Consider the following 26,207-nt stretch of genomic DNA (forward strand, 5'->3'; position numbering starts at 1 on the left):
CAGTGTGCCACGGAGCCGGCAAACGTCCGGCAAAACGCTTTGCCGTTCGCTTACCTGCGCAGGCCGCGTTTCGCGGCGCGCAGCCGTTCCTGGCGCAGGGCCCCGATCTCCGGCAGCGGCAGCGCCGCGGGCGGCGCGCCGAGCGACCAGCCCAGCAGCAGGTCCGCGAGGGCGGGGTTGCGGGCCAGGGCCGGGCCGTGCAGGTAGGTCCCCAGCACCCGGCCCGTGAGGGCGCCCTCGGTGCCGTCGCCGTTGCCGGTGCCCGCGCGCACGGATCCCAGGGTGCGGCTGCCGGGGCCGATTCGCGTGCGGCCGAGGTGGTTCTCGAAGCCGGTGAGCGGTTCGGTGCCGAGCTCGGCCGCGACGTCGACGACGACCTCACCCACCGCGCGCCGCTTGCCCGGGGCCGTGCCCGCGTCGAGGAGCCCCAACCCGGTGTGCGTCACGCCGTCGGAGGTGGTGAACTCCGTGCCGAGGATCTGGAACCCGGCGCAGACGCCGAACACCACCGCGCCGCGCGCGACCGCGTGCTGCAGGCCGGGGTGGGCGCGGAGGTGGTTGACCGCGAGGGCCTGGGCGTCGTCTTCGCCGCCGCCCAGCAGGTAAAGGTCGAGCGACGACGGCACGGGTTCGCCGTGGCGGATCTCCGTGACGGTGGCCGCGATACCGCGCCACTGGGTCCGGCGCCGCAGGACCTGCGCGTTGCCGGCGTCGCTGTAGGTGCCGAGGATGTCGGGCAGCACCAGGCCGATGCGCAGCGCCGAGTCGCGCGGCGTCCGCGCCGGGTCAGGCATGGCCGAGGTGTTGTTGTGCGTCGCGGAAGGCGGTGTAGTTCGCGACGAGCTCGACGGGACCCGGCGGCAGCGACGTGATGGCCGCCTGCGGCTCCCGGCACAGCGTGTGCCGCACTTCGGCGTAGGTGAGGCGGACGGCCACGTCGGTCGCGCGCTCACCGGAGGCGACCACGTGGCGCCCGCGCAGCTGCTCGAACGGCACGTCCCACAGCCACGACGTGTCGCGTCCGTCGGCCTCTCCGCTGTTGACCGCGACCACCACCGGCGAGCGCGGAGGGAGCAGCGGCAGTGTTTCCCGCCAGCCGGCGGGGTTCTTCGCCAGCAGGACCCGCACCGAGCGCCCGGAGACGACGGCGCGCCGGTAGCGTCCCGAGACCTCGCCGATCGCGCGCAACTGGGCGACGGCGACGTGAGGCGACACCCCGAGGCGCTCGGCCGCGGCGACCGCGACGGCGGCGTTGGCGGCGTTCGCACGGCCCGGCAGCCGCAGGTCGAGCGTGACCGTGGTGCCGCCCGCGGTTTCCACCGTGTCGTCCCGCAGGGTCCACAGTGGATCCGGGCGGGTCAGGCCGCACACGCAGTGCCAGCCGGCCTCGTCGCGGTGGATGGCCTGCCCGCACCGGGCGCACGCCACGGCGTCGGCGTGCCAGCCCTGTCCCGCGCTGATCCACAGCGGCCGCGCCGAGGCGAGGGCGGCGGAGGTGACGAGCGGGTCGTCGCAGTTGGCGACCACCGTCGTGTCCGGCAGCGCGGCGGAGATCGCCCGGAACTCCCGCTCGATCGTCCGCACCTCGCCCACCCGGTCCAGCTGGTCGCGGCTGAGGTTGAGCAGCACCAGGCACGAAGGCCGCACCTGCGCCGCGACGCCGGACAGGTAGGTCTCGTCGACCTCCAGCACCGCCACGGGCGCGTCCGGTTTCGCGACCAGGGCCGCGACGACTCCGTCGGGCATGTTCGCGCCGTCGCCGTTGCCCGCGACTTCGCCGAGCGTCTCCAGGACCCGGCTGAGCATCAGCGCCGTCGTGGTCTTGCCGTTGGTGCCCGTCACGAGCACCACGGTGCGATCGCGGCTCAGCTGCCGCAGCACACCGGGGTCCAGCCGGAGCGCGATCCGCCCGCCGATCACGCCACCGGCGCCCAGCCCCAGCCGGCGGGAAACCGCCGCGGCGAACCGGGCCGCCGCGACGGCCAGCCGGGTCCGCGCCGGCAGGTGCCGCGGACCCGGCGCGATCGGGGCTCGCGCGTCGAGGACTGTCGGCGGACTGGGGCTCACCACTGGATCTCCTTCGCGTGCCTACCGGGGTTCGCGGTCACCCTCGTCGGGACCTCCTGTGAGGACGCTGAGGACGTGGCGAAGCCCGCAGTCACCGACGTTAGGCCAGTGCGGTTCAGGAGCCGGTTCGAGCAGGGTAAACCGAACGCTGTCTCGTCGCTCCACAGTGGACAAAGTCAGCGGCGGGCAAGATCTCGTTGGCGCACGGTTTGCTTCAGGACCGGCGGCCGGCCGGGAAACCGTGGGCTGCGCCGTCAGCCGGCCCGGTGCGCGCGGCGAGCGGCGCCGGCCCGGCAGCGGGCGGCCGAGCCGAGGGTCTCGGCGTACAGCGCCAGGAGTCGTTCCGTGGCGCTGTCCCACCCGGACGCGGCGGCGTGGCGGCGTGCCTCGGCGCGGTGGTCGCCGCTCAGCAGGGCGCGGGCGTGGGCGGGCAGGTCGGCGGGCCGGTCGACGGGGAAGAACTCGGCGGCCGTGGTGCCGGCGAGCGTCGAGCGCGCCGCCGGGCTTTCCGCGGCGAGGACGGGCAGGCCGCTGGCGAGCGCTTCCAGCAGCACGAGCCCGAGGGTGTCCGTTGTGGACGGGAAGGCGAACAGGTCGGCCGTGCGGTAGGCCTCGGCGAGGGCTTCGCCGTGGAGCATGCCGGTGAAGACCGTGCCCGGCGGCAGGGTGCGTTCGAGGTGGGCGCGGGCCGGGCCGTCGCCGACCAGCACGAGGCGGAAGCCACCGGCCGGCGAGGCCAGGGGAGCGAGCCGGTGCAGGCCCTTCTCCGAGGCGAGCCGGCCGACGTACAGCGCGACCGGACGCCCGTCGGTGCGCCGGCGCGGTGCGGGGCGGAAGCGCTCGAGGTCCACGCCGCGCGGCCACAGGCGGACGCGGTGGATGCCGTGGCGCGCCAGTTCGTCGACCGACGCGCTCGACGTCGCGAGGTTGAGGTGCGCGCGCCGGTGCAGGGCGCGCAAGATCGTCCAGATCAGCGGCACGGCGGCGCCGAGGCGGTAGTGACGTGCGTAGCGGGCGATGTCGGTGTGGTACGACGCCACGGTGCGGCGGTTCTGCCTCCGCGCGGCGAGCAGCCCCGCGATGCCCAGGAACGCCGGGTTGACCAGGTGCACCACGTCGGGGTCGAATTCGCGCAGGTACCGGCCGACCCGGGGGAGCGGCAGCCCCCAGCGTTTGCCGCCGTAGAGGAACTTCGCGCCGGCCGCCCGGACCGTGCGCACGCGCGCGCCCGCCAGCGTGCTCGGGCCGCCGGCTTCCGGGGCGATCACCAGGACTTCGTGGCCGCGCGCGTGCAGTTCGCGCACGGTGGCGACGAGCCGGGTGACGATCCCGTCGGTCGAGGGCAGCCACGTCTCGGTGACGAACGCGATGCGCATGGCCTTACCGGGCCCGCCGGCCGGACGCCTGCGTCACGCCCAGGAACGCGACCAGTGCTGCGATCACCAGCAGCAAGGTGACACTCACCGGGCCGGTGCCCAGCCCCACGCCGCCGCGGTCGTGTCCGACGCCGAGCCAGTCGGCGAACGAGGCCCCCAGCGGCCGGGTCACCACGTACGCGGCCCAGAACGTCGCGACGGAGCCGAGACCGGCGAAGCGCCGGGCCAGCGGCGGGACGGCGATGACGACCGCGAACACCACCCCGGAGCCGAGGTAGCCCAGGTGCAGCGTCGTGGCGGTGAGGTCGCCGAGCGCGGTGCCGAGCGCGAAGGTCGTGCCGACGGCGAGCCAGTAGAACACCTCGCGCCGCGGAGTGGTGATGTCGTGAATGGACAAGGTGCGCTCGAGCCGGTGCCACAGCAGGAAAACCGCGGCGAGCACGATCGCGAACACCGCCGTCGACACCGCGTACGGCACCCCGAAGCCGACGTGGGCGGCGTCGGCGGCCATGGTGCCGAACACGCTGACCAGCACCACGGTCGTCCAGTACAGCCAAGGGCGGTAGGTGCGGGAAAGGAACTGCGCGACGAGGGAACCGGCGAGCACCAGCCCCGCCACGCCCACCGCGATCACGGGATCCACGTTGTGCGCGAAGAAATCGCTCGTCGTCTCGCCGACGCCCGTCGTGAGCACCTTGATCACCCAGAACAGCGCGGTGACCTCCGGGACCTTGCTCGCGGTGCGGCGGCCGGTGCGCGGGCCGCCGCCGCTCAGTTCCGCTGTCGTCATGGGGAAATCCTCCCAGGTGCCGGCGTGCTCCGGGACGTCGGAATGATTGTTCCGCCGGTGTTCTCGATGCTCATTTTGCCGGTTTTGCGCTTGCGGAAAAATTGCCGCGGGTAAACCTTCGGCTAACCTTCGAGGCGGTATCTTGTCGCCGGTTTTCCTTGCTGTGACGGGAAAGTCAGTTCACGCGTTGTTCTTTCACGTGTTCCCCGGAGTCCTCTTCGGGGGCCTGGAATACCCCGGGCGCCGCAGCCGGCGGATGCCGGACAACAGGAGGAAATCCGTGTCGAGAACCCGCACACCCTTGTTCGCCCTTCTCGCCGCCGCGGGATTGTTCGCGACCGTCGCCCCGGCCGCGACGGCGCAGCCCGAGCAGCGGCACGTGCTGCTCGTCTCGGTCGACGGCATGCACCAGTCGGACCTCGCCTGGTACACCGCGACCCACCCGCACTCGGCGCTCGCGAGCCTGGTGGCGCACGGCACGCAGTACACGCACGCGAACACGCCCGTGCCCTCGGATTCTTTCCCCGGCCTTGTCGCCCAGGTCACCGGCGGCAACCCCGCGACGACGGGCGTGTACTACGACGCCACGTACAACCACGCGCTGCTGCCCGCGGGCACCACGAACTGCGCCGGCGTGAAGCCGGGCACCGGCGTGGACTACACCGAGGATCTGGACCTCGACAAGAACTCCGTCGACGCCGGGCAGGGGCTCGCCGGGCTGCCCGCCAGTGTGCTGAAGATGACCGGGAACCCGCGCACGCTCATCGACCCGGCGAAGCTGCCGGTCGACCCCCGCACGTGCAAACCCGTTTACCCGCACCAGTACCTGCAGGTGAACACGGTCTTCGAGGTGGCTCGCCAGGCCGGGTTGCGCACCGCGTGGTCGGACAAGCACCCCGCCTACGAGATGCTGAACGGCCCGTCCGGCACCGGCGTGCAGGACCTGTTCACCCCGGAGATCAACAGCCAGGTGCCCGGCGGACCGGCCGGCGGCGACTGGACCACGGACAACGCCGCGACCCAGCAGTACGACTCGTACAAGGCCCGCGCGGTGCTCAACGAGATCGACGGCTACGACCACAGCGGCACCACGAAGGTCGGCACGCCGGCGGTGTTCGGGCTGAACTTCCAGTCGGTGTCGACCGCGCAGAAGCTGCCCGTCTCCGGCGGCCAGGCCGGCGGGTACACCGCCGGCGGCGCACCCGGCCCGGTCGTGCGCTCGGCGCTGGACTTCGTGGACCGGCAGCTGGGCGCGTTCACCGCGGAGCTCCAGCGCCGCCACCTCGACCAGAGCACCACCATCGTGCTGTCCGCCAAGCACGGCCAGTCGCCGATCGACTCGAACGCGCTGACCCGCATCGACGACGGCGCCCTGCTCGACGGTCTCAACGCGGCCTGGCGCGCGGCCCACCCGGGCGCGGCCGACCTCGTCGTCCAGTCGACCGACGACGACGCGATGCTGCTGTGGCTCAGCGACCGCTCGGCCGCGGCCACGACGTTCGCGAAGAACTACCTCCTCGCGCAGTCGGGCACCGGCAACGGGGTCACCGGCGCGCCGAAGCCGTTCGTCCACTCCGGACTGACGACCGTCCACGCGGGAGCGGACGCCGCGCGCTACTTCGGCGTGCGCCCCGGCGACGCGCGGGTGCCCGACCTCGTCGGCATCACCGTGCCCGGAGTGGTGTTCACCGGCGGGCAGTCGAAGATCGCCGAACACGGCGGGGCGGCCGCCGACGACCGGTCCGTCCCCCTGGTCGTCAGCGGCACCGGGCGCGGGCAGAGCGTCGGCGGCGCGGTGGAGACCACGCAGATCGCCCCGACGATCCTGCGGCTGCTGCACCTCGACCCGCGGTCGCTCGCCGCGGTGCGCGAGGAAGGCACCCGCGTGCTGCCCGAACTCGACCGGTAGTGGGCCGGCGCCCGCACCGCGAGTGCGGGCGCCGCACACCGGACGAAACAGGCGCCGCCGCACCCGGAGAATTCGACCGACTACATGGATGTAGATTTACTACATGCCTGTAGAACTTTTCGAAGGCGACCGCGTGGTGCTCGTGTCCGCGCGGGTCGGCGCCGGGCACGACGGTGCGGCTCGGGAGCTCGCCCGGTGGCTGGCCGAGCGCGGGGTGCGCGCCGACCGCGTCGACTTCCTCGACCTGCTGCCGGGCCGGCTCGGGCAGACGCTGTGCGGCGCCTACCACCGGCAGTTGCAGGTCGCCCCGCGCAGCTGGGACTGGCTGCTCGGGGCACTCGGCTCACCGGCGCTCGCGGCAGTCGCCCGGCGGCTCGCGGCCCTCGCGTCCCCCGGGCTGGCCGATGTGGTGGGCGACGACGCGCGGCTGGTCCTGTCGACCTACCCCCTCGCGACCCACGCGGCGGCGCACCTGCGGGCGCGCGGGCGGCTCGCGCCGGGGCTGGTGGCGTACCTGACGGATCCGTCGGTGCACCGCCTGTGCGTCAGCGCGGAGGCCGACCTGACCGTGGCGCCCAACGAGACCGCGGCACGGCAGGCCCGAGCCTGGGGCGCGGGGCGCGTGCTGGTCGCGCCGCCACTGGTCGCGCCCGCGTTCCGGCCGGTGGCCGGCGCGGCCGAGCGGACGCGGCTGAGGTTCGCGCACGGCCTGCCCTCGGATCGCGCGCTGGCCCTGGTCGTCTCGGGGTCCTGGGGCGTCGGCGAGGTCGAACGGACGGTGGCCGACCTGCGCGCCGACGGTTCGGCCGAGCCCGTGGTCGTGTGCGGCCGCAACGACGCGTTGCGCGCACGCCTGCGCAACGCGGGGCTCCGGCACGTGTTCGGCTGGGTGGACACGATGGCGGACCTGATGCGCGCCTGCGACGTCGTGGTCCAGAACGCGGGCGGGCTCACGACTTCCGAAGCCCTCGCGACCGGGCTGCCGGTGCTGACCTACCGGTGCCTGCCCGGCCACGGCCGCGCCAACGCCGCCGTACTGGACCAGGAGGGCACCGTGCCGTGGGTCCGGACACCGGACGCGCTCGGCCCGGCCTTGCGTGTCGCACTGGCCCGTGAAGCCGTGCCGGCCCTGCCGGTCGAGGTGGCCGGGTGATGCGCGTGGCGGTGGCGGGTGCGCTCGCGGCGCATGCCGCCCCGGCCGCGTTGTTCCTGCCGCGCCTGCGCGCCGACGCGTTCGGTCCGGCCTTGCGTGCCGCGCTGGTCTGTGAAGCTGCGCCGGACCTGCCGGTGGAGGTGGCCGGGTGATCCGCGTGGTGGTGGCGGGTGCGCTTGCAGAACATGCCGTTCTGGCCGGGTTGTTGCTGCCGTCTATGGGTCACGACGCGTTCGGTCCCGCTTTGCGTGTCGCACTGGCCCGTGAAGCCGTGCCGGCCCTGCCGGTCGAGGTGGCCGGGTGATGCGCGTGGCGGTGGCGGGTGCGCTCGCGGCGCATGCCGCCCCGGCCGCGTTGTTCCTGCCGCGCCTGCGCACCGACGCGTTCGCCGGGGTGGGCGACCCCGGCCACGTCGCGCTCACCTTCGACGACGGTCCGCATCCGCGCTCGACCCCGCATTTCCTGGCCCTGCTGGCGAAAACCGGCACGCGGGCGACGTTTTTCGTGCTCGGGCGCGAGCTCGCCCGGTGCCCGGAGCTCGGGCGCGAGATCGTCGCCGCCGGGCACGAGCTCGCGGTGCACGGCTGGGACCACCGCTGTTTCCTGCGCCGGTTCCCGACGGCTCTGCACGACGACCTCGCGCGGACGGTCGAGCTGGTCACCGACGTCGCCGGCGTCGAGCCGCGGTGGCTGCGCGCGCCCTACGGGGTGTTCTCGGCCGGCTCCTTGGTCGCCGCGCGGAAGCTGGGCCTGCGGCCCGTGCTGTGGACCGCCTGGGGGTTCGACTGGGCCGCCCGCGCGACTCCGGCGTCGGTGGCCGCGACAGTCCACAAGGGACTTCGCCCGGGTGGCACGATCCTGTTGCACGACTCGGACGTCGCCGCCTCCACCGTCGGTTCGTGGCGGTCAGCGCTCGGCGCACTCCCGGTGATCCTGGCGCGCTGTGCGGAACGCGGTCTCACGGTGGGACCGCTGAACGAGCACGGGGTGGGCCGCGCACGAGGCCTGCTGGGCGGCTTCGATGTCGGCGTGCAACGCGATCGCGGCCTGCGCCCCGGCCCCGGCGGACCAGGCGCAGCAGCCGAGCACCACGGCGACCGCGATCGCGGTCAGCACCCCGCGGCGGCGCGGCGGTGACGTGGGGGTGTCCAGCAGCGCGCGCACCCGCTGCGGCACCGGCCCGCCCCCGGCGGCGAGCGCGTACGAGCCGCGGCTCCGGTCGGCCAGCGCGGCCTTGGCCACCGCCGTCGCGACCACGCGCCGGTCACCGACCCCGGACGCGGCGGCTTCGTCGGCCCACCGCTCCATCGCGAACCGCGCGGCCGTCGTCAGCGGGCGCACGAGGGGGTTGAGCGCGGCCGCGAGAACGCCCAACGCGGCATAGCCCGGGTGGCGCAGCCGCAGATGCGCACGCTCGTGCTGCAGCAGCGCCGCCCGTTCGCCGGGTTCGAGCGCGGCGAGCATCCCGGCGGACACGGCGATGCGGCCGCCGCGCCCGGCGATGGCGAAGGCCACGGGCTCCGCGCCCGGCAGGACCACCACTCCACCTTCGCGGGAATGCTCGTCCAGCTCGGCGTGCACGCGCCGGTACCACCGCCACTGGCCGTGGATCGCGCGCACCGCCGAGACCGCCGCGGCGATCAGCAGGGTGCAGCAGGCGATGGCCACCGGCGTCGGCACGGTGGCGGTGAACGTCGCGGGGGAGAAGTCGCCGAGCTCGGCGACCATCGGCAGCAGCGACAGGCCGGCGAGCGCACCCACGGCCAACGCGCCGGCGCTGCCCGCGGCGAACACCAACGCGAGAAACGTCAGCAGCTGCGTCGCACCGCGGGGGGACAAGCGCGGCGCGAGCCAGCGCCCCACCGGCCACGACGCGGCCGGCAGGACGAGCGGAACGAGCAGGCCGGTGCCCACGGTCTCAGTCGCCTTCGCGGTCGTGCTGGAGCAACTGCAGCAGCGCCTGCTCGTCGTCGGCCGACAGGTTCGACACGAACCGGGCCAGCACGCTCTCGCGATTGGCCTCCCCGTCGAGCACCGCGCGCATCCGCCGTGCCGCGAGGCCAGGGGCGTCTTCCGCCGGGCTGTAGACGAACATGCGACCCCGCTTCTCCCGCGTGACGACGTCCTTCTCGTAGAGCCGGGACAGGATCGTCACCACGGTGGTGTAGGCGAGCGAGTCGTCGCCGAGCCGTTGCCGCACGTCCGCCGCGGAGGCCGCCCCGTGCTGCCAGAGCACGGCCAGCACCTCGGCCTCGAGCTCACCAGGTCCCCTGCGCATGAGGCAAATCTACACCGGTGTCGTAGTTCACGGTGCCGTCGGCGGCCGGGACCGGAGCGAGGTGGCGAAGAAGTCACGCTGGTCGGGCTGCAGGTAGCGGGTGAGGTTGCCGGGCATGGTGGGCAGGAGCTTGTCCGGCCCGATGCCCGGCGCGTCGGGCCGATAGCTGTTGAACGTGACCATCGGCGAGTGGATGTCGAGCTCCATGCCCTGCTGGACGCCGGCCTGGACCATGGCGTCGGCGAGGGTGTGGAGGGTGAGCCCGGTGCCGCCGACGTAGAGGAGGTTGCCGGCGCGGTCGGTGCCGAGGCCCGAGCGCCAGGTGTACTGGAACTGGTTCGACGCGCTGCCCCAGTGGCCCGCCGGGTTGAGGTCGAGGCCGGGGACCGGGGCGCCGTGGTCGATCACGAGGTCGAGGTTCTGGCGTACGGCGGTGATGTGCGGGTTCATCGTGGCGTCGCGGCCCCACTGGGCGACGGAGACGCGCCCGGTGTCGTCGATCACGACGGACGCCATGCCGTTGTGCAGGGGTGCGACGGTGGTCCCGTCGAGGTAGTAGCCGCCGTTGCAGTCCTTCAGCTTGAACCCGGAGTTGAAGGCGGCCACGAGCGAGCTGCGCATTTCGGCGGGAATCGCGGCCGGGCCGGGCCCGCCCGGGTCTTTCGTGCCGGAGAACAATTGCGTGCGCACCAGCGACTGGTTCAGCCACGCGACTCCGGCGACGACACTCGCGTGGGCCGGATCGGGCTGGATGAACGTTGTGTATTCGGCGACCTGGCCGCCGCCGCTGCGCGCGCCCGGGAGCCATTCGCCTGCACCGGCCGCCGCGGACGGGCCGACGGGCAGGTTCCGCGGGCGCGGCCCGGGTCCGTTGACGGCCAGTCCGCCCAGCGAGGGCAGGTCCCCGGCCGACGGCGGCGCGCTCGAGGGCGGGTGGCGGGTGAACCACCAGTTCTCGACGGCGTTGACCACACCGCCGAGACCGATGTCCCGCAGCCAATCCACGGTCCGGACCGACACGCTCGCGTCGCCGGGGTACGTCAGCGCGTAGCCGTAGGTGCCGGCCGGGTAGGCCAGCAGGGCTGCGATCACCAGCAGCACGATCCGGCGCCGGCGGCGCTTCGGCCGCGGCGGCGCGGATGGCTGCCGGGTCGCCTGCTGCGGCGGACCGGGGTGCGGCGGAACCGGGTGCGGAAAGAGCTGATCGGCGGACATGTCCGCAAGCTATTCCGGGCCCGGTGCACGCCCGGAAAGCCGCGGGTTAGGGAGAGGAAAAAACGGTTTCGCCGCTGAACGCGAACCGATTTCACCGGGGTGGTCGACACCAAAACATTCGGCCCAGGTTAGCGGGAGGCAAAATGATCGTGGTGCGCACCGGAACCCGGGAATGCGGATATTGTCGGGGCATGGCCCGAGTTCTCCTCGTCGAAGACGACCGCACCATCGGTGAGGTCCTGCACACGAGCCTGACCCAGCACGGGCACGAAGTCGCGTGGCACACGCAGGGCCGCACCGCCCTGCACGACGCCGCGAAGCAGCCGTGCGACCTGGTCCTGCTCGACCTCGGCCTGCCCGATCTCGACGGCACCGAGGTCTGCCGCGAGCTGCGCGGCGCGTTGCCCGCGTGCGTGATCGTGATGCTGACCGCGCGCGCCGACGAGATGGACGTGGTGGTGGGCCTCGAAGCGGGGGCGGACGACTACCTCGTGAAGCCGGTGCCGCTCGGCGAGCTGCACGCGCGCCTGCGGGCGCACCTGCGGCGCCATTCGACCGACCGGAGCCTGGGCGAGATCACCCTCGGCCGGCTGAAGATCGATCCGGCGGCGCGGCGGGTCACTGTGGACGGTGGCGAGCTGGCCTTGCGCACCAAGGAGTTCGAGCTCCTGCTGCGGCTGGCGCAGGAACCGGGCAACGCCGTGAGCCGGGAGACGCTGATGGCCGACGTCTGGGACGCGCACTGGTTCGGCTCCACCAAAACGCTCGACGTCCACATCGCGACGCTGCGGCGCAAGCTGGCCGACGCCGGCGCGCCGGGCTCGATGCCCGAGATCGCCACCCTGCGCCGGCACGGCTACCGGCTCGAGGAACCGGAAGGGTGAGCGCGTGCGCCGCCGCATCGTCCTGACGACGGTGCTCGCCGCGTTGGTCGCGATCGGGTTGTTCGGGGTCCCGCTGGCGGTCGCCGTGGCGCGGTACTTCGTCACGGCCGAGCGCGCCGAGCTGGAACGCGCCGCCGACTCCTACGCGCTCGACGTCTCGGGCGACATCCTGCGCCACCGCACCCCGGACCGGACGCCGAGCACCGAAGACCCCACCTCGGTCGCGGTGTACAGCCCGCAGGGCACGTTGCTCGCCGGCGCCGGCCCGGCCACGCTCGCCCAGGCCGGGGAAGCGGCGGGCGCCGACGGCGTCGTCCCCGCGGACACCGCCGACGACCTCGTGGTGGTCGTGCCCATCGACGACGACGGAACGGTCGTCGCGCTCGTCCGCGCCGCCACCGCGCGGACCGAGGTCTACTGGCACACCGGCCTGACCTGGCTCGGCATGGCGGGCCTGGCCGTCGTCGCGCTGCTGTCGGCCTACCTGGTGGCCCGCCGTCAGGCGCGCCGGCTGGCCCGTCCGCTCGAGAAGCTGTCGGCGACCGCGCGGGACCTGGGCGACGGCGACTTCAGCATCCGCGCGGACCGGGCGGGCATTCCCGAGATCGACTCCGTCGGGGAGTCCCTCGACTCCACCGCCGTCCGGCTCGACGACCTGCTCGCCCGGGAACGCGCTTTCTCCGCCGACGCCTCCCACCAGCTGCGCACGCCGCTCGCCGGACTTCGCCTGCAGCTGGAAGCCGCGCTGGAGAACCCTCATGCGAACCTGCGTGACGTGGTCGAGGCCGGTGTCGCGACCACCGGGCGGCTCGACCGGACCGTCACCGACCTGCTCGCCCTGGCCCGCGACACCCCGCCGGTCCGCGCCGCCACCGCCGCGGCCGACGAGCTCGCCGCCATCGAGCTGGAGTGGGCGCCTGCCCTCGCCGACCACGGGCGCGCGCTCGTGCTCACCGTCGAGCCCGTCGTCGCGGGCGCGCAGCTGTCCGGCCCGGTGCTGCGGCAGATCATGACTGTGCTGCTGGACAACGCATTGCGCCACGGCGCCGGCACGGTCACGGTCACCGCCCGCGACGCCGGCGACGTGCTCGCCGTCGACGTCGCCGACGAAGGCGAGGGGATCACCCCGGGCACCAACGTGTTCCACCGCCGCTCTCCGGGCGCCCGGGGGACGGGGATCGGCCTCGCGCTCGCGCGCCGCCTGGCCGAAGCCGAAGGCGGGCGACTGCGCGTGACTCGCCCGCAGCCCGCCGTCTTCACGCTGCTGCTGCCGCTCGAGCCCTGACCGAAGCTACTACGTTCGTGTAGAATTTCGGCGAGAGTTTCGGACCCCAGCTCGGCCGGGAGGAACCATGACCGCAGACGAGTCCCGCGCGGAGCGGGCGCCCGAGGGCATCCGCTGTTCCGACGCCGAGCGCGAAACCGCCGCCACGGCGCTGCACGCGGCCGTCGGCGAAGGCCGGCTGTCCCTGGCCGAAGTCGAGGACCGCACCGCGACGATCTACGCCGCCCGCTTCCGCCATGAGCTCGACGCGGTCCTCGCCGACCTGCCACGTTCCGCCGCGCCCGCCCCCGCCTCCGGCTGGCGGCCCGTGCTGACGCTCGCCGCCCACCAGCTGGCCGCCGACTTCACGACCCTCACCGGCCGCAGCGCCACCGCCGGCTCCCGCCGCCGGGCCTTCCTCATCGCGGCCACCGTCCTCACCTTCGTGGCGCTGCTCCTCCTCGCCGCCCACGGCATCACCGACGACGGCCCCCACCACGGCTTCGGCCACGACTGACCGTGGCCGGTCAGCGGTCCGGTTGTTTGTCCTTTGTGGACGCTCGGGCGACCAGCACCACGACGGCCGCGACGCACACCAACGGCGCAACCCCGGCGACCGCGCGCGCCATGATCACCGGCACCCCCGCGTGGGCAACCGGACCACCCACCGGCCCCGGCGGCGGGGTGAACCGCAGACGCGCGTCCAGGTGGTGCCAGCGGGTCACTTCGAGGTAGATGATGCGCCAGCTGCCCACCCACGCCGCCCCGGCTACCGCAAGCAGCCACCACAACCCCCGGCGGGTCATGGCGTGCGTTCGAGCAGCACTGCCCGCAGCGTCGGCGCGGAGATGCCGACGGTTGCCAGGATCGATGGCACCAGGCCGCCAGGCGTGCCAACCATGACACCGCCGAGGTGGTGGGCTCCAGCGGAGGACACGCCACCGCGTCCGGCCCTGGCGGGTCATGGCATGCCTTCGAGCAGCGCTGCCCGCAGCTTGGGCACGGGGCCGCCGGGCATGCCAAGCACTGCGGCGCCGGTGCGGCTCGCGCCGGCGGGGAGACCCGACGGCAAGTCTTGGCGGCTCACGGTGTGCGTTCGAGTAGCGGTGCCCGCAATGTCGGTACGGAGATGCTCAGGGCAGCCAGGACCGGCGGCACCAAACCGCCAGTCGTGCCGACCACAACGGCGTCGAGGTGGTGCGCTCGCGCGGGGGACACGCGACCGCGCCCGGCCTTGGCGGTTCACGGTGTGCGTTCGAATAGCGCAGCCCGCAGCGTCGGCGCGGAGATGCCGACGGTTGCCAGGATCGGTGGGCACGAGGCCGCCAGGCGTGCCGACCACAACGGCGCCGAGGTGGTTGGCGCAGGCGGGGAGACGCGACGAAAAGCCCTGGCGGGTCATGGCGTGCGTTCGAGCAGCGCTGCCCGCAGCGTCGGCGCGGAGATGCCCAACGCTGCCAGGATCGGCGGCACCAAGCCCCCAGGCGTGCCGACCACGACGGCGCCGAGGTGGTGCGCGCCGGCGGGGGACACGCCGCGGCGTCCGGCCTCGGTGACGGCGGCCTGGAGGCAGGATCGGGCCCGGCCGGTGATCGGGAGGTGGCCGGGGAGCTTCGGGTGGCGTCGGGTGCGCGGCGAAGGCGCCGGGAAGGGGCCGAAGTTGGCTTCGACGGCTTCGCGGACCGCGTCCAGGTCGATGCCGATCGCGGCCAGGGCGGCCGCGTCCACGTTGGCGAACGGGGGGCGCGGCCCGGCCAGGAGGCGGTCGGTCTGGGTGGCCACTCCGGCGGGGGTCAGGCCGTACTCGCGGGCCACCTCGCCTACGCGGGTCGGGGCGTCCGCGACCGCGAACAGCAGGTGCTCGGAGCCGATCCCGGGATGGCCGACCGTGCGGGCGCGTTCCTGGGCCGTCCGCACCAGGGCGCGGGCGTCGTCGGCGAACTGCCGGTTCCTCATTTCGGCCCCCGGATTCTGCGGCCGTGCTTGCGGTGCACCGTCTGCTTGCTCACGCCGAGCCGGGCCGCGATGTCCTGCCACGACCACCCCGACAAGCGCGCCCGATCCACCTGCAGCGTCTCGAGTTCCTCGGTCAGCGCCCGCAACGCCGCCACCGCCCGCAGCCCGACGTCGGGGTCGGAACTGGCCGCGCTCTCGGCGATCTCTGCTCGTGTCTTCATATCGTCAACATAAGCTGACAGCACCCGCGATGTCAACATAAGCTGACGATCGCCCGAAAAGGGCCGGCCGGAACGAACGGCCGGCCCCCGGGATCAGGCGCCGCTTCGGGCCGGTGCCGCGTGGTGGCGGCTGATGTTGCGTTCCAGCAAACCGAGGGACTGCGCGACCCCTACCCCGTCGGCGCCGAGCTCGGGGAGCCGCCCGTCGTCGTGGCGCAGGCGGATGAGGGCGTTGTCCATGGCCTCCTGCGCGGCGAACAGGCAAGGCGTGCTGTAGATCGCGACGTCGACCCCGAGCGCCGACAGCTCGGGCAGGGACAGGCGCGGCGACTTGCCGCCCGCGATCTGGTTGAACAGCAACGGTTTGTCGCCGATCACCGTCCGGATCTCTGTGATGGCCCCGGCGGAGCGGACGCCGTCGATGAGGACCACGTCCGCGTCGGTCCGGGCCAGGGCTTCGGCGCGGCGGAGGATCTCGTCGTGCTCGGTGGCGTCCGTGCGGGCGACGACAACGAGATCCCGGCGGGCGGACAGCACGAGGTCGAGCTTCTCGAGGTACTCCTCCAGGGGCAGGACCTGCTTGCCGTCGACGTGGCCGCACCGGCGGGGCCGCTTCTGGTCCTCGAGGATGACGCCGGACGCGCCGAGCTGCTCCAGCTGCTGCACGACGTGGCCCGCGACCTCGGGGTCGACGTACCCGTCGTCGATGTCGACGAGCAGGTGGTGGCGCGGCAGCGCCAGGCGCAGCCGCTGCACGAAGGCGACCATGTCGGGCCACGCGATGAACCCGATGTCGGGCAGCCCGTAGTGGGACGCGGCGAAGCCGAATCCCGAGACGAACAGTCCGTCGTAGTGCTGCGCCGCGACCGACGCGGAGAACATGTCGAAGACGCCGATGAGCGGGGTGATCGAGTCCGAGCGAATGGCCGAACGAAGGCTTTCGCCGTGACGCACCTTGATCTCCTTGGAATGGGATGTGGATGATCTTGGTACCGATGGTGGCCGGGGCCGGGTTAACGGCTCCCTATCGTGCGGAAGGCTTGCGGCAAGAAGGTTTCCTCGATCGGGTGGTGTTCGGCGTACCCTCCGAGCGGGTGAGCCGCGGTTACCGCGCGACGACCTCCGCGACCTTGCTGAGCGGCTCGGACAACGCGTCCACCGCGGCCGCGAACTTCTTGATCTGCTCCTGCGTCAGCTCGGTGTACAGCTTGAACGTGTCCCCCGTGCGCTGGGCGTCCAGCAAGGTCTGCACGGCCGCGAACCGCGTGTCGAGTGTTGCCACCAGCGCGGGGTTGCGCTGCGCCAAGACCGGGCGCAGGGCCTGGATCGCACCCTTGGAACCGTCCACATTGGCTTGGAAGTCCGACAGGTCGGTGTGGGAGAACGCTTCTTCCTCGCCGGTGATCTTGCCCGTCGCGACTTCGTCGAGCAGGCTCTTGGCCCCGTTGGCCAGATCCAGCGCGCTCAGCCGCAGCGCGGACGCTTTCTGGCCGAGGGTCGTGACGTCGGCGACGAGCCGGTCGGCGATCGCGGCGGAGTCCGGCCGCAACCCGGTGACCCACAGGTCCTTCTCCAGGCGGTGGAAGCCCGTGAACCGCTGCCCCGGCTGGAGGTCGGCCTCGCGCACGTCGACGGCCGGGTCGAGATCGCCGAACTTGGCCGCGACCGGTTCGATCCGCTCGTAGTAGACGCGGGTCCGGGCGTACTGGGCCTTCGCGGCGGCGATGTCGTGGGCCTTGACCGCCGTGGCGAACTTGCGGGTTTCTTCGGCGAACGCGCCGGTCTGGGCGGAGACGTAGCGGGCGTAGCCGCGCGCGGCCTCGGCGAGCTGGGCGTTGGCGTCGGTGCCCTTGGCCGCTCCGCCGGTGACGGTGAACGGGCCGCGGATGCCGGCACCGGCCATCCCGGGTTTGCAGGCCGTCTGGTAGGTGCCGGCGTCGGCGATCTCCACGATCAGGCGCCGGGTCAGCCCGGGCGCGATGTTCTCCACTTCGCCCATGATCCGGTCGCCGTCACCGTAGAGGTAGAACTCGGTGACTTTCGTTCCGTGGTTGGCGATCTGGAACGTCAGGTTCCCCGCCGGCGCGCTCGTCGCCGACACCTGGCACGCGGAGTCCGAGGCGGTGACCGTGATCGGCGCGGCCGGCGTGCCGTTCGCCGCGGAGGGCGGTGCGCCGCCGCACGCCGAGACGAGCGCGGCCAGCGTCGCGCCCGCGCTCACTGCCAGGCCGGTCCGTCCGGTCTTGACCATCGTCACTCCTTCGGGTCGCGGGCCGCGGCCGGCTGCGTGGTCGCCGTCGTACGGGACTTGTCGCGCGCGGGGCGGAGGAACAGCGGCAGGACGATCGCGACGTAGGCCACCCAGGCGATCGCCTGCAGAACCGTGGTCTGCTGGGAGTAGTTGAAGATGCCCTTGAGCAACGCGCCGTACCACGAGGTCTCGGGCACCACGGCCGAGGCGTCGAACGCCAGCGTGGACAGCCCGGGAAGGAAAGCGCCCTCCTGCAGGTCGTGCAGCCCGTATCCCAGGACCCCGGCGGCCACGAACACCAGCAGGACTCCGGTGACCTTGAAGAACTTGCCCAGGTCGAACCGCAGCGCGCCGCGGTACAGCAGCCAGGCCAGCGCCACCGCGATCACGATCCCGGCCGTGAAACCCAGCAGCGGCAAGGCGGTGTCGCCGCGCGCGGTCTGCACCGACGCGTAGAAGAAGACCGACGTCTCCAGGCTCTCCCGCCCCACCGACAGGAACGACACGAGCACGATCGCCGCGGGCCCCAGCTTCAGCGCGTTCTCCATCTTCCCGCGCAGCTCGGCCGAGATGTGCCGGGCGGCCGTGCGCATCCAGAAGATCATCACCGTGACGAACGCGACCGCCACGATCGACAGCACACCCCCGACCAGTTCCTGGTGCTCGAAGGTCAGGTTCGCCGTGGTGTAGGTGAGCACCGCGCCCACGGCCACGGACACCACCACCGCCGCCGCGACGCCGGGCCACACCCAGCGCAGCGCCGCCCGCCGGTCGGTCTTGACCAGGAACGCCACCAGGATGCTCACGACGAGCGCCGCCTCGAGCCCCTCGCGCATCCCGATCAAGAGGCTGGAGAACAACACTGCGCGGCTCCTCGGGGGCACTCGACGGTCGGACCCCGCCAGTCTTTAGGTAAGCCTCACCTGAAATCCAGACTGCGGCCGCCGATTTGTCCAGTTTTTTAATCGGGACAAATCGGACGAGAACACGAGGCTCCCATCGGCCGAGGAGGATCCATCGTGGAGCGACGAAGGGCGCGCATCAGCCCGGGCAAAGACGCGTCCTCGGCTGCGCGCCTCCCGAACTCCGGAGCCCGGCCAGGTCCTCGCGATGCGGTGCTCGGTCGGCCACACTGGACCGATGCGCTACGTCCGCCGGGTGCCCGCGCCGCCGCTGGACCGGTTCGTCGACGACGTCTACTGCCTGACCGGGGTGCCGCGCCACCGTCGGATGATCGTGCCGCCGATGCCGTCGGCGCACTTGTTCCTCAACCTGGGCGCGCCGTTCCTGCTGCGGGATTCCGACCCCTCGATGCCGGTGGTGCCGGTCCTCGGCGGGTTGTTCGCGGGGGTGTGGACCAGGCGGTTCCTCGTCGAGTACCCCGGCCTGGTGCGGCTGGTGGGGGTGCACTTCAAGCCGTGGGGGATCTCGCCGTTCGCCAGGGTGGCGGCGAACGAGCTGCGGGACCGGTGGGTGCCGGCCGACGCGGTGTGGCCGCGGTCGGTGGATCGGCTTCGTTACCACCTCGGCGACCTCACTTCGGACACCGAGATGCTCCGCGTGCTGGAGGAAGAGCTGCGCTCGGCGCTGGCCGAGGGCCCGCCGCGCGGGCTCGATCTGGTTCAGCACACCGCCGGGCGCCTGGCGGCCGCCGGCGGGGCGATCCCGGTCGGGGCGCTGAGCGGTTCGGCCGGGGTGAGCGTCAACCACCTGGCCACGCAGTTCAAGGCGCACGTCGGCCTCACCCCGAAGCGGGTCGCGCGGATCTACCGCTTCGCGCGGCTGATCCTGTCGGTCGACGCGCGGGGGCCGGTCGACTGGCCGGGTCTCGCGCACACGGCGGGCTATTTCGACCAGGCGCACCTCAGCCGGGAGTTCAAGGACTTCACCGGCCACACCCCGACGGAGTACCTGGCTCTGCGGCGGCGGATCCCCGCCGAGCGGGACTTCCCGCCCGACCACGGTCCGATGCCGGCCGAGTGAATTTTTACAAGCCCGCGGCCACGGGCGGACGGCAAGATCGGCGCGAGGCGACCCGAGGAGTGAATGTGGGCACGGTGATCATGAACAGCGTGGCGTCGGTGGACGGCTTCATCGCCGACGAGAAGGACGACGTCGGTCCGCTCCACGACTGGTACTTCAGCGGTGACGACCCGATCATCGACCGCGGCGGAGGCGAAGACGAGGCAGGCTTCGACCATTCCGGAGCCGGAAACGCCTTCAAGGTTTCAACCGCTTCGGCCGATTACGTCCGGTCGACGTGGGCGACGATCGGCGTGATCGTGATGGGCCGCCACCTGTTCGACCTCGTGAACGGCTGGGAGGGCAAACCGCCCGCGGGCGAGCACGTGGTCGTGGTGTCGCACCGGCCCAAACCCGAGGGCTGGCACCCCGAGGCGTCCTACCACTTCGTCGACGGCGTGCCGGCCGCGATCGACAAGGCCCAGGAGCTCGCCGGCGACCGGACCGTCGCGGTCAACGCCGGCGAAGTCGGCGGCCAGATCCTCGCGGCCGGCCTCGTGGACGAGGTGGCGATGGACGTCGTCCCGGTGGTTTTCGGGTCGGGCAAACGCTTCTTCGGCGGCATCGACAGCCGGCACCTCCTGGACGACCCCCACGTGGTCATCCCCAGCGACAGGGTTCTGCACCTCCGGTACAAGGTGCGCCGCTAGGTCCGGTGCCCGGTGCGGCTCAGGCGAAGCGGGCGGCCAGCTCCTTGGCCTTGGTGACGGCGTTCTCGTGCGCCCGGGCCAGGGACGCTTCGTACCGGCGGACAGCTTCCGGCCCCCACGCCCGTTTCACGGCGGAGGTGAGCTCGGCGATGATGAACTCGACCTCGGTGATGCCGAAGTAGGTGGCGAAAAGCGTGGTCAGGTAGGGGACCACGAAATCCCCGCCGTCACGAGGGGTGCCGGGCCGGTAGGTGCTGCCGCGGCTGGAGACGACCACCACCGGCGTGCCCGCGGCGGAGGGCCGCTCACCGATGATGCGACCGGGGACCATCACCTGGTCGATCCAGGCCTTGAGCGTGCTGGGAACCGTGAGGTTGTACATCGGGGCGGCGATCAGGACGACGTCGGCCTGTTCGAGCTCACGGGCCAGCGTGGCCCGCAGCGGGTCCTTGTTCCCGGCGGTGAACCCGTCGTCGGTGATGTGGGGGAGCGGGTCGGCGGCCAGGTCGCGGTGGATCACCGTTCCGTCGGGGTGCTGGGCCTCCCACTCGCCGCGAAAGGCGGCCGTCACGGCACGCGAGGTGGACGCGTCGCCGGGCCAGATCGAGCTGTCGAGGTGCAGGAGCGTGGGCATGTACTGGTGACTTTCGGTGCGATCGAGCGGTTTTTTCGGCAGCCGCCGTGGCCACCAGCCTGCCTGGCGCCCGGCAGGCTGGTGGGGGCGAGCTCAGGCTGCGACGTGGTAGCGGCTGGTGATGGCGACGCGGTTGAAGGCGTTCATCACCGTGACCAGCCAGGAGACCGCCGAGATCTGGTCTTCGGTGAGCTCGGCCGCGGCGGCCGCGTAGTCCTCGTCGCTGACGTGTCCGTCCGCGACGCGGGTGATCGCCTCGGCCAGGCGCAGAGCGGCGCGGTCCGTCGCCGAGAAGTAGCCGGTCTCCTCCCACGCGGGCAGCACGGCGATCCGGTCGGGGTTCTCGCCCTTCTTGAGCGAGTCACGGGTGTGCATGCGCAGGCAGAACGCGCAGCCGTTGATCTGGGAGGTGCGGATCCGCACCAGCTCGACCAGGAGCGGGTCGAGCCCGGCCGCGACGGCGCCGGCGTCCGCCTCCGTCGAAAGGGCGATGAGGGCCTTGTAGGAGGCCGGGTGCTGCTTGTCGATGCTGACGCGCTGGGTGTTCGTCACAGTTGCTTCGATTCCTTCGTGTGGTCCGAGCCGCGCCCTCCGGGCGCGTCGTGCGTTCTCGGCAGGGAGACGAGGCAGCCCCTCCGGACGTGACAGCTCAGACCCGCGAAAGTTTGTCCGGGTTCAGGACCCTGCGGTACGCCGTGATCAGACCGTCCGTGATCTGCACCGTGTCGACGGAGTACACGCTGCCGTCGCGGCGGAACACGAGACCGAGCTCGCCGCCCACCTCGACGAGATCGATCCGGTCCGGACGCCACTGGTGACCCACGCGCACCATCACCTCGGCGATGCGCTCACCACCGTGGATGAGCTTGCGTGCGGCCGAGACCTTGCCGCCGCCGTCGGTGACGTAGACGGCGTCGGGGTGCAGGAGCCGGACCAGGCCGGCCAGGTCGCCGGATTCGTAGGCGGCGCGGAAGGTCGCCAGCACCCGTTCACGCTCGGCTTTCGATGCCTGCGAAGGGGACTGCTTCGCCTTGGCCACCCGCCGCCGCGCCCGCGAGGCGAGCTGCCGGGCCGCCGGCACGGAGACGTCCAGCACCTCGGCGATCCGCCCGAACTCGAAAGCGAAGACGTCGTGCAGGACGAAGGCCACCCGCTCCGGCGGGCTCAGCTCCTCCATGACGAGCATCATCGCCGCGCCGACGGACTCGTCGACGAGCACCGGCTCCGAGGCGTCCGGTCCCGTCAGCAGCGGCTCCGGCAGCCACGGCCCGACATAGGCCTCCCGGCGCGACCGGGCGCTCTTGAGGATGTCGTACGACCGCCGTGCGGCGACCGTGACCAGCCAGGCCCGCAGGTCCTCGACCTCGCGCAGATCGGAGCCGGCCGCCCTCAGCCACACGTCCTGGGCCACGTCCTCGGCGTCGGCCACACTTCCCAGCAGCCGGTAGGCCACGCCGAAGACCGCAGGCCGATGCGTCTCCCACTCGGCGCCGAGCCTGTCCTCCTGCTCGGACCGTCCGGGCGCATGCCCATCACCCATGCAGACCGCAACCTCCTCCGGCACGTGGCGCCAGCGTACCCATCCGAATCCGGATGATCGCCGGACAGCCCGTGCCGCCGGTGGTCACCAGTTGATGTCGTAGGGGAAGAAAACCTCGTTTTCCGGCGCGGTCTTGCGGGCGGCCAGGAGCGTGGTCGCGGTGGCGCCGGCCGGCACGCGCAGCGGCGGGTTTTCCTGCTCGATGGTGTCGGCCACGACCTTGGCCACCTCCTCGGGCGTCACGACGTCGCCGCGGGTCTTGGGCAGCTCGTCGAACAGGGGACCGTAGGGGTCGTCGTCGGTGCGGTAGACCTTGGCTTTCGCGCCGCCGTCGGTGGCGACCACACCGGGCTGGACGAGGCTGACTTTCACGCCGAAGTGGCCGGTTTCGATGGCCAGCACCTCGGCCATGGCTTCCACCGCCCACTTGCTCATCCCGTACGGGCCGATGATCGGCAGCACCATCCGGCCCTGGATGCTGGAGAGGAACACCAGGTGGCCGGAGCCGCGTTCGCGCATACCGGGCAGAGCGGCCTGGACGACGCGCAGCGCGCCGAGTGCGTTCAGGTCGAACAGCCGCGCGACCTCGGACACCGGGACGGTCTCCAGCGGCGCGCGCATGGTCTCGCCGGCGTTGTTGACCACGACGTCGATCCGGCCCGCGGCCTTGATCGCCGCGTCGACGCTGGCCTGGTCGGTGACGTCGAGCCGGAGCCGCTCCGCGAGGGGCAGATCGGCCAGGTTCTCGGGGTTGCGGGCGGTGCCGATGACGCGGTGGCCACGGCCGGCGAGCTCCAGCGCCATGGCGCGGCCGATTCCCTGGGAGGCGCCGGTGATGAGGATGGACGACATGTCTGGATCTCCAGTTCGCAGAGTGGTTGGGGAGAGTCACGGCGGCGGACGACACCTCGCCGCGACCCCAGCGTCGGTCTCGTCGGCGACGCTACCACGTATGTATGTCGGACGACATAATTTGGGCCACCCGGCAGAGTGATCCAGCCGACCCGCCGGGTCAGTCGCGGGGCTTGGTGACCGCCTGCGCGCGGCTCGCCACGACGTCGCGGACCGCGTCGAACGGTTCGGTGCTGCGCAGCGCGCGGGAGGTCACCATCGCGCCCTCGACACCGGCCACTGTCGCGTGGGCCAGCTCGCGGGCGCCGGCCGCGTCGGCACCGAGCACGACGAGCTGGAGCGCCAGGGTCTCGACCATGAGGAAGAACGCGCGCCGGCTGGCGGCACCCAGTTCCTCGGAGGAATCGCCGATCTCGATCACCAGCGGGGCGATGGTGCACCCACGCCCATAACCGCTGGTCTGCATGCCCTCACGGGCCAGGTCGACGTAGGCCCGCACCAGATCCTCGGCCGTGGCGGCCTCCCCGGCGAGCCGGTTGATCATGTCGACCTGCTCGCGGGTGTGCTCCTCGGCCGCTTCGGCGGCCATCTGCACCTTGCCCTCGGGAAAGTGGTGGTAGATCGACCCGCGCGGGGAGGCGCTGCGCTCGACCACGTCGGACAACGCCATGGCGCTGTAGCCGTGTTCGCGGATGAGCTGGCGGGCGGCCCCGACCATGCGCTGCTTGGTGTCTGAACGTCGAGCCATGACCCGAGTCTACCGCTTTCCATGTATGACGAACGACATATTGAGTGGCACGTGAGACTATGACGTGCGACATAATCGGGGCTCTGCACAGGTCGACCACGAGGAGTCCCGCCATGAGCCGTAACGTGCGTTTCCACCGGATCGGTGGTCCCGAGGTGCTGCAGTTCGAAGAGGCGCCCGAGCCGGAGCCGGGTCCCGGCGAGGTGCTGATCCACGCCCGCGCGTGGGGGCTCAACCGGGCGGACGCGCTGTTCCGCCAAGGGCTGTACAGCGTCAGCCCGGTCTTCCCCGCCGGCCTGGGTTACGAAGCCGCGGGCGTGATCGCGGCCGTCGGCGACGGGGTCGACGGGCTTCGCGTCGGCCAAGCCGTCAGCGTTCTGCCCGCGTTCAACCTGCTCGACTACCCGATGCACGGCGAAGCGGTTCTCGCGCCCGCACACGCCGTCGTGGCCCACCCCGAAGAACTCTCCTTCGAGCAGGCGGCCTCGACGTGGATGCAGTACATCACCGCCTACGGTGGCCTGGTGGAGATCGCCGGGACGCAACCCGGGGACACCGTGGTGATCTCGGCCGCGTCCAGCAGCGTAGGCCTCGCGGCCATCCAGACCGCCCGGCGGGCGGGGGCGAAAACCGTGGCGCTGACCCGTACCGGCGCGAAGCGGCAACAACTTCTGGACGCCGGCGCGGACGTCGTGATCGCCACCGCCGAAGAGGACGTCGTCGCCCGGATCCGGGAGCTGACCGACGGCCGGGGCGCAAGGGTCATTTTCGACGCGGTCGGCGGCCCGGTCCTCGCGACGTTGGTCGAAGCCGCTGCCGACAACGCGATCCTCGTCGTCTACGGCGTGCTCGACTTCACGCCCGCGACCGTGAACGTGATGGCGTTGCTGCTCAAGCGGCTCACCGTCCGCGGCTTCGGGGTCATGGAGCTCGCCTCCGACAGCCGCCGTCTGGCCGCCGCGGTGGACCACGTTCGCGAGGGCATTGTCGCCGGGGACTTCATTCCCGTCGTCGACAAGGTGTTTCCGATGGACGACTTCGCCGAAGCGCACCGCTACCTGGAGGCCGGCAACCAGGTCGGCAAGGTCGTTGTCGCGGTTTCGCCCGGGAACCCGGAGACTGGACCGCGCAAGTGAACCAGCGCTCGTCAGGTTCCGAGGCCGCGCCGGGCAACGCTCTGGTTCTGGGCGGCGGTGGCCCGGTGGGGGCGTCGTGGACCTCGGCTCTGCTGAACGGATTGCGGGCTGCCGGAGTCCCGCTGGCCGAGTCCGATGTGGTCATGGGGACGTCGGCCGGCTCGGTGGTCGGTGCCTGGCTGACGATCCAGCCCGACGGCCTCGCGGAAGTTCCGGCTCTGATGCGTGAACGTGCCACCTGGCACGCGAAAAACGCGTCAGCCGGGCGCCCGGACACCCAACTGTTCGAAGCGCTCGTGACGGATGCCGAGAAAGGTTCGGCGGGGGCGGTCGGCCGGGCCGCGATGGTGGCGATGCCACCGATTTCCGTTGACCGGGCTGAAGATCTGTGGCAGGCGATGCTGCCCGCGGGCCCGTGGTCGCCCCGGCTGCGGATGATGTCGGTGAACGCCGGTACCGGCCAGGCGCGGGCTTGGTCGGCTTCCGACGGCATTCCCCTCGCCGTCGGGGTCGCCTGTTCCACCGCGGCCCCCGGTGTCGCTCCGCCGGTCACGGTGGACGGCGGGGTCTGGCTGGACGGGGGAGTGCGGACCGGCACCAACGCCGACCTGGTCGTCGACCTGCGCGCCGAGACCGCCGGTGCTCGGGGCTCGGAGCCGGGCCGGGTGCTCGTGGTCGCACCGTTGGCAGCCCAGGACCTCGAGCGCGAAGAGGCATTTCTGGTCGAGCGGGGCTACCGCGTCCGCGTCGTCGTCGCGGACCCGTTTTACCGCGCGCCGGTGGATTTGCTCGATCCGCGCTTCATCGACGTCGGGGCCACGGCGGGTGCCGAGCAGGCACGTGACCTGGCTCCGGAACTGCTCGCTTGGTGGAAGGGCTGATCCGGCACGAAGGTCACGTCAGGCGCCTCGACGGGAGCAAGCTCGCTCCCGTCGAGGCGCCCGACGTGGTGTGTCGTGAAGCGGTCAGAGGACGGGGTGCTGTCCGCGGACCGGGCTCAGCGTCTCCAGCACCGAGGCGAGGTGCAGGATCGTGGACTCCGCGTACCAGGAGGCCGCCAGTTGCACGCCGATCGGCAGGCCGCCGGCGGTCGTCCCGAAACGCATGGACAGGGCGGGGAGCCCGGTCAGGTTGAACGGGACGGTTGTCGACATCACGTGGAAGATGCTGAGCGTCTTCCCGTCGAGGGTGAGCTCCGTGGCTCCGCGCTTCTGCGCGGGGGCGGTGGTCACCGGGAGCAGCAATGCGTCGTACTGCTGGA

At 72.2% G+C, this 26,207-nt stretch carries 30 protein-coding genes and 1 pseudogene; 12 read left to right on the forward strand and 19 right to left on the reverse strand.

What is annotated here, in order from left to right; translation table 11 throughout:
- Positions 1-50: 50 nt before the first annotated feature.
- The 4 genes from AB0878_RS25580 to AB0878_RS25595 all read right to left on the reverse strand — a co-directional run bounded on the left by AB0878_RS25580 (position 51) and on the right by AB0878_RS25595 (position 4,233).
- Complete coding sequence (locus AB0878_RS25580) at positions 51-794, reverse strand: glutamine amidotransferase (protein ID WP_366582764.1); 744 nt, start codon at positions 792-794, stop codon at positions 51-53.
- Positions 787-2,067 carry a MurT ligase domain-containing protein gene (locus tag AB0878_RS25585; protein WP_366582765.1) on the reverse strand — a complete coding sequence of 427 codons (1,281 nt, stop codon included), beginning with the start codon at positions 2,065-2,067 and terminating at the stop codon, positions 787-789. Before AB0878_RS25585 ends, AB0878_RS25580 begins: the two co-directional genes overlap by 8 nt.
- A 254-nt stretch (positions 2,068-2,321) precedes the next feature.
- Positions 2,322-3,443 (reverse strand): glycosyltransferase family 1 protein, encoded by a 1,122-nt coding sequence (locus tag AB0878_RS25590; protein ID WP_366582766.1) that lies wholly within the window; start codon positions 3,441-3,443, stop codon positions 2,322-2,324.
- 4 nt (positions 3,444-3,447) lie between these two features.
- Entirely contained in the window at positions 3,448-4,233 is a 786-nt protein-coding gene (locus AB0878_RS25595) for a hypothetical protein (RefSeq protein ID WP_366582767.1), read from the reverse strand.
- Positions 4,234-4,489: 256 nt separating this feature from the next.
- Here AB0878_RS25595 and AB0878_RS25600 point away from each other — a divergent pair, with 256 nt between their 5' ends.
- The 5 genes and pseudogenes from AB0878_RS25600 to AB0878_RS25620 form a co-directional block, all read left to right on the forward strand.
- Entirely contained in the window at positions 4,490-6,142 is a 1,653-nt protein-coding gene (locus tag AB0878_RS25600) for an alkaline phosphatase family protein (RefSeq protein ID WP_366582768.1), read from the forward strand.
- Positions 6,143-6,245: 103 nt separating this feature from the next.
- A complete protein-coding gene (locus tag AB0878_RS25605; RefSeq protein WP_366582769.1) occupies positions 6,246-7,295 on the forward strand; it encodes a hypothetical protein in 1,050 nt (349 codons plus the stop codon).
- Complete coding sequence (locus tag AB0878_RS25610) at positions 7,295-7,447, forward strand: hypothetical protein (RefSeq protein WP_366582770.1); 153 nt, start codon at positions 7,295-7,297, stop codon at positions 7,445-7,447. The genes AB0878_RS25605 and AB0878_RS25610 overlap by 1 nt, the downstream gene beginning before the upstream one ends.
- On the forward strand, positions 7,444-7,599 hold the full coding sequence (locus AB0878_RS25615; protein WP_366582771.1) for a hypothetical protein: 156 nt from the start codon (positions 7,444-7,446) through the stop codon (positions 7,597-7,599). The genes AB0878_RS25610 and AB0878_RS25615 overlap by 4 nt, the downstream gene beginning before the upstream one ends.
- Positions 7,599-8,042: pseudogene (locus AB0878_RS25620) on the forward strand (polysaccharide deacetylase family protein); the annotation flags it as partial. The gene AB0878_RS25615 and the pseudogene AB0878_RS25620, both read left to right, overlap by 1 nt.
- A gap of 159 nt (positions 8,043-8,201) precedes the next feature.
- On the opposite strand, the gene AB0878_RS25625 reads toward AB0878_RS25620, so the two are convergent.
- Genes AB0878_RS25625 through AB0878_RS25635 form a run of 3 tightly spaced genes read right to left on the reverse strand, consistent with a single transcriptional unit; the run spans position 8,202 to position 10,788 of the window.
- Complete coding sequence (locus tag AB0878_RS25625; protein WP_366582772.1) at positions 8,202-9,209, reverse strand: M56 family metallopeptidase; 1,008 nt, start codon at positions 9,207-9,209, stop codon at positions 8,202-8,204.
- A 4-nt stretch (positions 9,210-9,213) separates the two neighbouring features.
- On the reverse strand, positions 9,214-9,573 hold the full coding sequence (locus tag AB0878_RS25630) for a BlaI/MecI/CopY family transcriptional regulator (RefSeq protein WP_366582773.1): 360 nt from the start codon (positions 9,571-9,573) through the stop codon (positions 9,214-9,216).
- Positions 9,574-9,600: 27 nt separating this feature from the next.
- On the reverse strand, positions 9,601-10,788 hold the full coding sequence (locus AB0878_RS25635; protein ID WP_366582774.1) for a hypothetical protein: 1,188 nt from the start codon (positions 10,786-10,788) through the stop codon (positions 9,601-9,603).
- 191 nt (positions 10,789-10,979) lie between these two features.
- Between AB0878_RS25635 and AB0878_RS25640 the strand changes: the two genes are divergently transcribed.
- From AB0878_RS25640 to AB0878_RS25650, 3 genes are all read left to right on the forward strand, one after another.
- A complete protein-coding gene (locus AB0878_RS25640) occupies positions 10,980-11,672 on the forward strand; it encodes a response regulator transcription factor (RefSeq protein WP_366582775.1) in 693 nt (230 codons plus the stop codon).
- A 4-nt stretch (positions 11,673-11,676) separates the two neighbouring features.
- Positions 11,677-12,957 carry a HAMP domain-containing sensor histidine kinase gene (locus AB0878_RS25645; protein WP_366582776.1) on the forward strand — a complete coding sequence of 427 codons (1,281 nt, stop codon included), beginning with the start codon at positions 11,677-11,679 and terminating at the stop codon, positions 12,955-12,957.
- Between the two features lie 67 nt (positions 12,958-13,024).
- Positions 13,025-13,453 carry a DUF1707 domain-containing protein gene (locus tag AB0878_RS25650; RefSeq protein ID WP_366582777.1) on the forward strand — a complete coding sequence of 143 codons (429 nt, stop codon included), beginning with the start codon at positions 13,025-13,027 and terminating at the stop codon, positions 13,451-13,453.
- Between the two features lie 10 nt (positions 13,454-13,463).
- On the opposite strand, the gene AB0878_RS25655 is transcribed toward AB0878_RS25650, so the two are convergent.
- From AB0878_RS25655 to efeU, 6 genes are all read right to left on the reverse strand, one after another.
- A complete protein-coding gene (locus tag AB0878_RS25655) occupies positions 13,464-13,742 on the reverse strand; it encodes a hypothetical protein (RefSeq protein WP_366582778.1) in 279 nt (92 codons plus the stop codon).
- A gap of 592 nt (positions 13,743-14,334) precedes the next feature.
- A complete protein-coding gene (locus tag AB0878_RS25660; RefSeq protein WP_366582779.1) occupies positions 14,335-14,892 on the reverse strand; it encodes a Clp protease N-terminal domain-containing protein in 558 nt (185 codons plus the stop codon).
- Complete coding sequence (locus tag AB0878_RS25665; protein WP_364179631.1) at positions 14,889-15,113, reverse strand: helix-turn-helix domain-containing protein; 225 nt, start codon at positions 15,111-15,113, stop codon at positions 14,889-14,891. Before AB0878_RS25665 ends, AB0878_RS25660 begins: the two co-directional genes overlap by 4 nt.
- Before the next feature lie 93 nt (positions 15,114-15,206).
- Positions 15,207-16,067, reverse strand: coding sequence for an isocitrate lyase/PEP mutase family protein (locus tag AB0878_RS25670; RefSeq protein ID WP_366582780.1), 861 nt, complete (start codon positions 16,065-16,067; stop codon positions 15,207-15,209).
- Positions 16,068-16,218: 151 nt separating this feature from the next.
- Positions 16,219-17,364 (reverse strand): iron uptake system protein EfeO, encoded by a 1,146-nt coding sequence (gene efeO, locus AB0878_RS25675; protein ID WP_366582781.1) that lies wholly within the window; start codon positions 17,362-17,364, stop codon positions 16,219-16,221.
- Positions 17,365-17,366: 2 nt separating this feature from the next.
- A complete protein-coding gene (efeU, locus tag AB0878_RS25680) occupies positions 17,367-18,227 on the reverse strand; it encodes an iron uptake transporter permease EfeU (protein ID WP_366582782.1) in 861 nt (286 codons plus the stop codon).
- A gap of 277 nt (positions 18,228-18,504) precedes the next feature.
- On the opposite strand from efeU, the gene AB0878_RS25685 reads away from it, so the two are divergent.
- Together AB0878_RS25685 and AB0878_RS25690 are read left to right on the forward strand one after the other, a co-directional pair.
- Positions 18,505-19,347: a helix-turn-helix domain-containing protein gene (locus AB0878_RS25685; protein WP_366582783.1), complete on the forward strand. Its 843-nt coding sequence runs from the start codon at positions 18,505-18,507 to the stop codon at positions 19,345-19,347.
- A gap of 65 nt (positions 19,348-19,412) precedes the next feature.
- Positions 19,413-20,036 (forward strand): dihydrofolate reductase family protein, encoded by a 624-nt coding sequence (locus AB0878_RS25690; protein ID WP_366582784.1) that lies wholly within the window; start codon positions 19,413-19,415, stop codon positions 20,034-20,036.
- A gap of 19 nt (positions 20,037-20,055) precedes the next feature.
- On the opposite strand, the gene AB0878_RS25695 is transcribed toward AB0878_RS25690, so the two are convergent.
- The 5 genes from AB0878_RS25695 to AB0878_RS25715 form a co-directional block, all read right to left on the reverse strand.
- A complete protein-coding gene (locus tag AB0878_RS25695; protein ID WP_366582785.1) occupies positions 20,056-20,670 on the reverse strand; it encodes an NAD(P)H-dependent oxidoreductase in 615 nt (204 codons plus the stop codon).
- 93 nt (positions 20,671-20,763) lie between these two features.
- On the reverse strand, positions 20,764-21,222 hold the full coding sequence (locus tag AB0878_RS25700; RefSeq protein WP_366582786.1) for a carboxymuconolactone decarboxylase family protein: 459 nt from the start codon (positions 21,220-21,222) through the stop codon (positions 20,764-20,766).
- A 97-nt stretch (positions 21,223-21,319) separates the two neighbouring features.
- Positions 21,320-22,210 (reverse strand): RNA polymerase sigma factor SigJ, encoded by an 891-nt coding sequence (gene sigJ / locus AB0878_RS25705; RefSeq protein WP_366582787.1) that lies wholly within the window; start codon positions 22,208-22,210, stop codon positions 21,320-21,322.
- Positions 22,211-22,294: 84 nt separating this feature from the next.
- Complete coding sequence (locus AB0878_RS25710) at positions 22,295-23,062, reverse strand: SDR family oxidoreductase (protein ID WP_366582788.1); 768 nt, start codon at positions 23,060-23,062, stop codon at positions 22,295-22,297.
- A gap of 160 nt (positions 23,063-23,222) precedes the next feature.
- Complete coding sequence (locus AB0878_RS25715; RefSeq protein WP_366582789.1) at positions 23,223-23,810, reverse strand: TetR family transcriptional regulator; 588 nt, start codon at positions 23,808-23,810, stop codon at positions 23,223-23,225.
- A gap of 113 nt (positions 23,811-23,923) precedes the next feature.
- Here AB0878_RS25715 and AB0878_RS25720 point away from each other — a divergent pair, with 113 nt between their 5' ends.
- Both AB0878_RS25720 and AB0878_RS25725 read left to right on the forward strand, forming a co-directional pair.
- A complete protein-coding gene (locus tag AB0878_RS25720; RefSeq protein ID WP_366582790.1) occupies positions 23,924-24,946 on the forward strand; it encodes a zinc-dependent alcohol dehydrogenase family protein in 1,023 nt (340 codons plus the stop codon).
- A complete protein-coding gene (locus AB0878_RS25725) occupies positions 24,943-25,827 on the forward strand; it encodes a patatin-like phospholipase family protein (protein ID WP_366582791.1) in 885 nt (294 codons plus the stop codon). Before AB0878_RS25720 ends, AB0878_RS25725 begins: the two co-directional genes overlap by 4 nt.
- Before the next feature lie 84 nt (positions 25,828-25,911).
- On the opposite strand, the gene AB0878_RS25730 is transcribed toward AB0878_RS25725, so the two are convergent.
- The coding region (locus AB0878_RS25730; RefSeq protein WP_366582792.1) for an amidase family protein at positions 25,912-26,207 on the reverse strand (296 nt) is incomplete at its 5' end.

The organism is Amycolatopsis sp. NPDC047767 (assembly GCF_040704195.1).
GTDB lineage: Bacteria > Actinomycetota > Actinomycetes > Mycobacteriales > Pseudonocardiaceae > Amycolatopsis.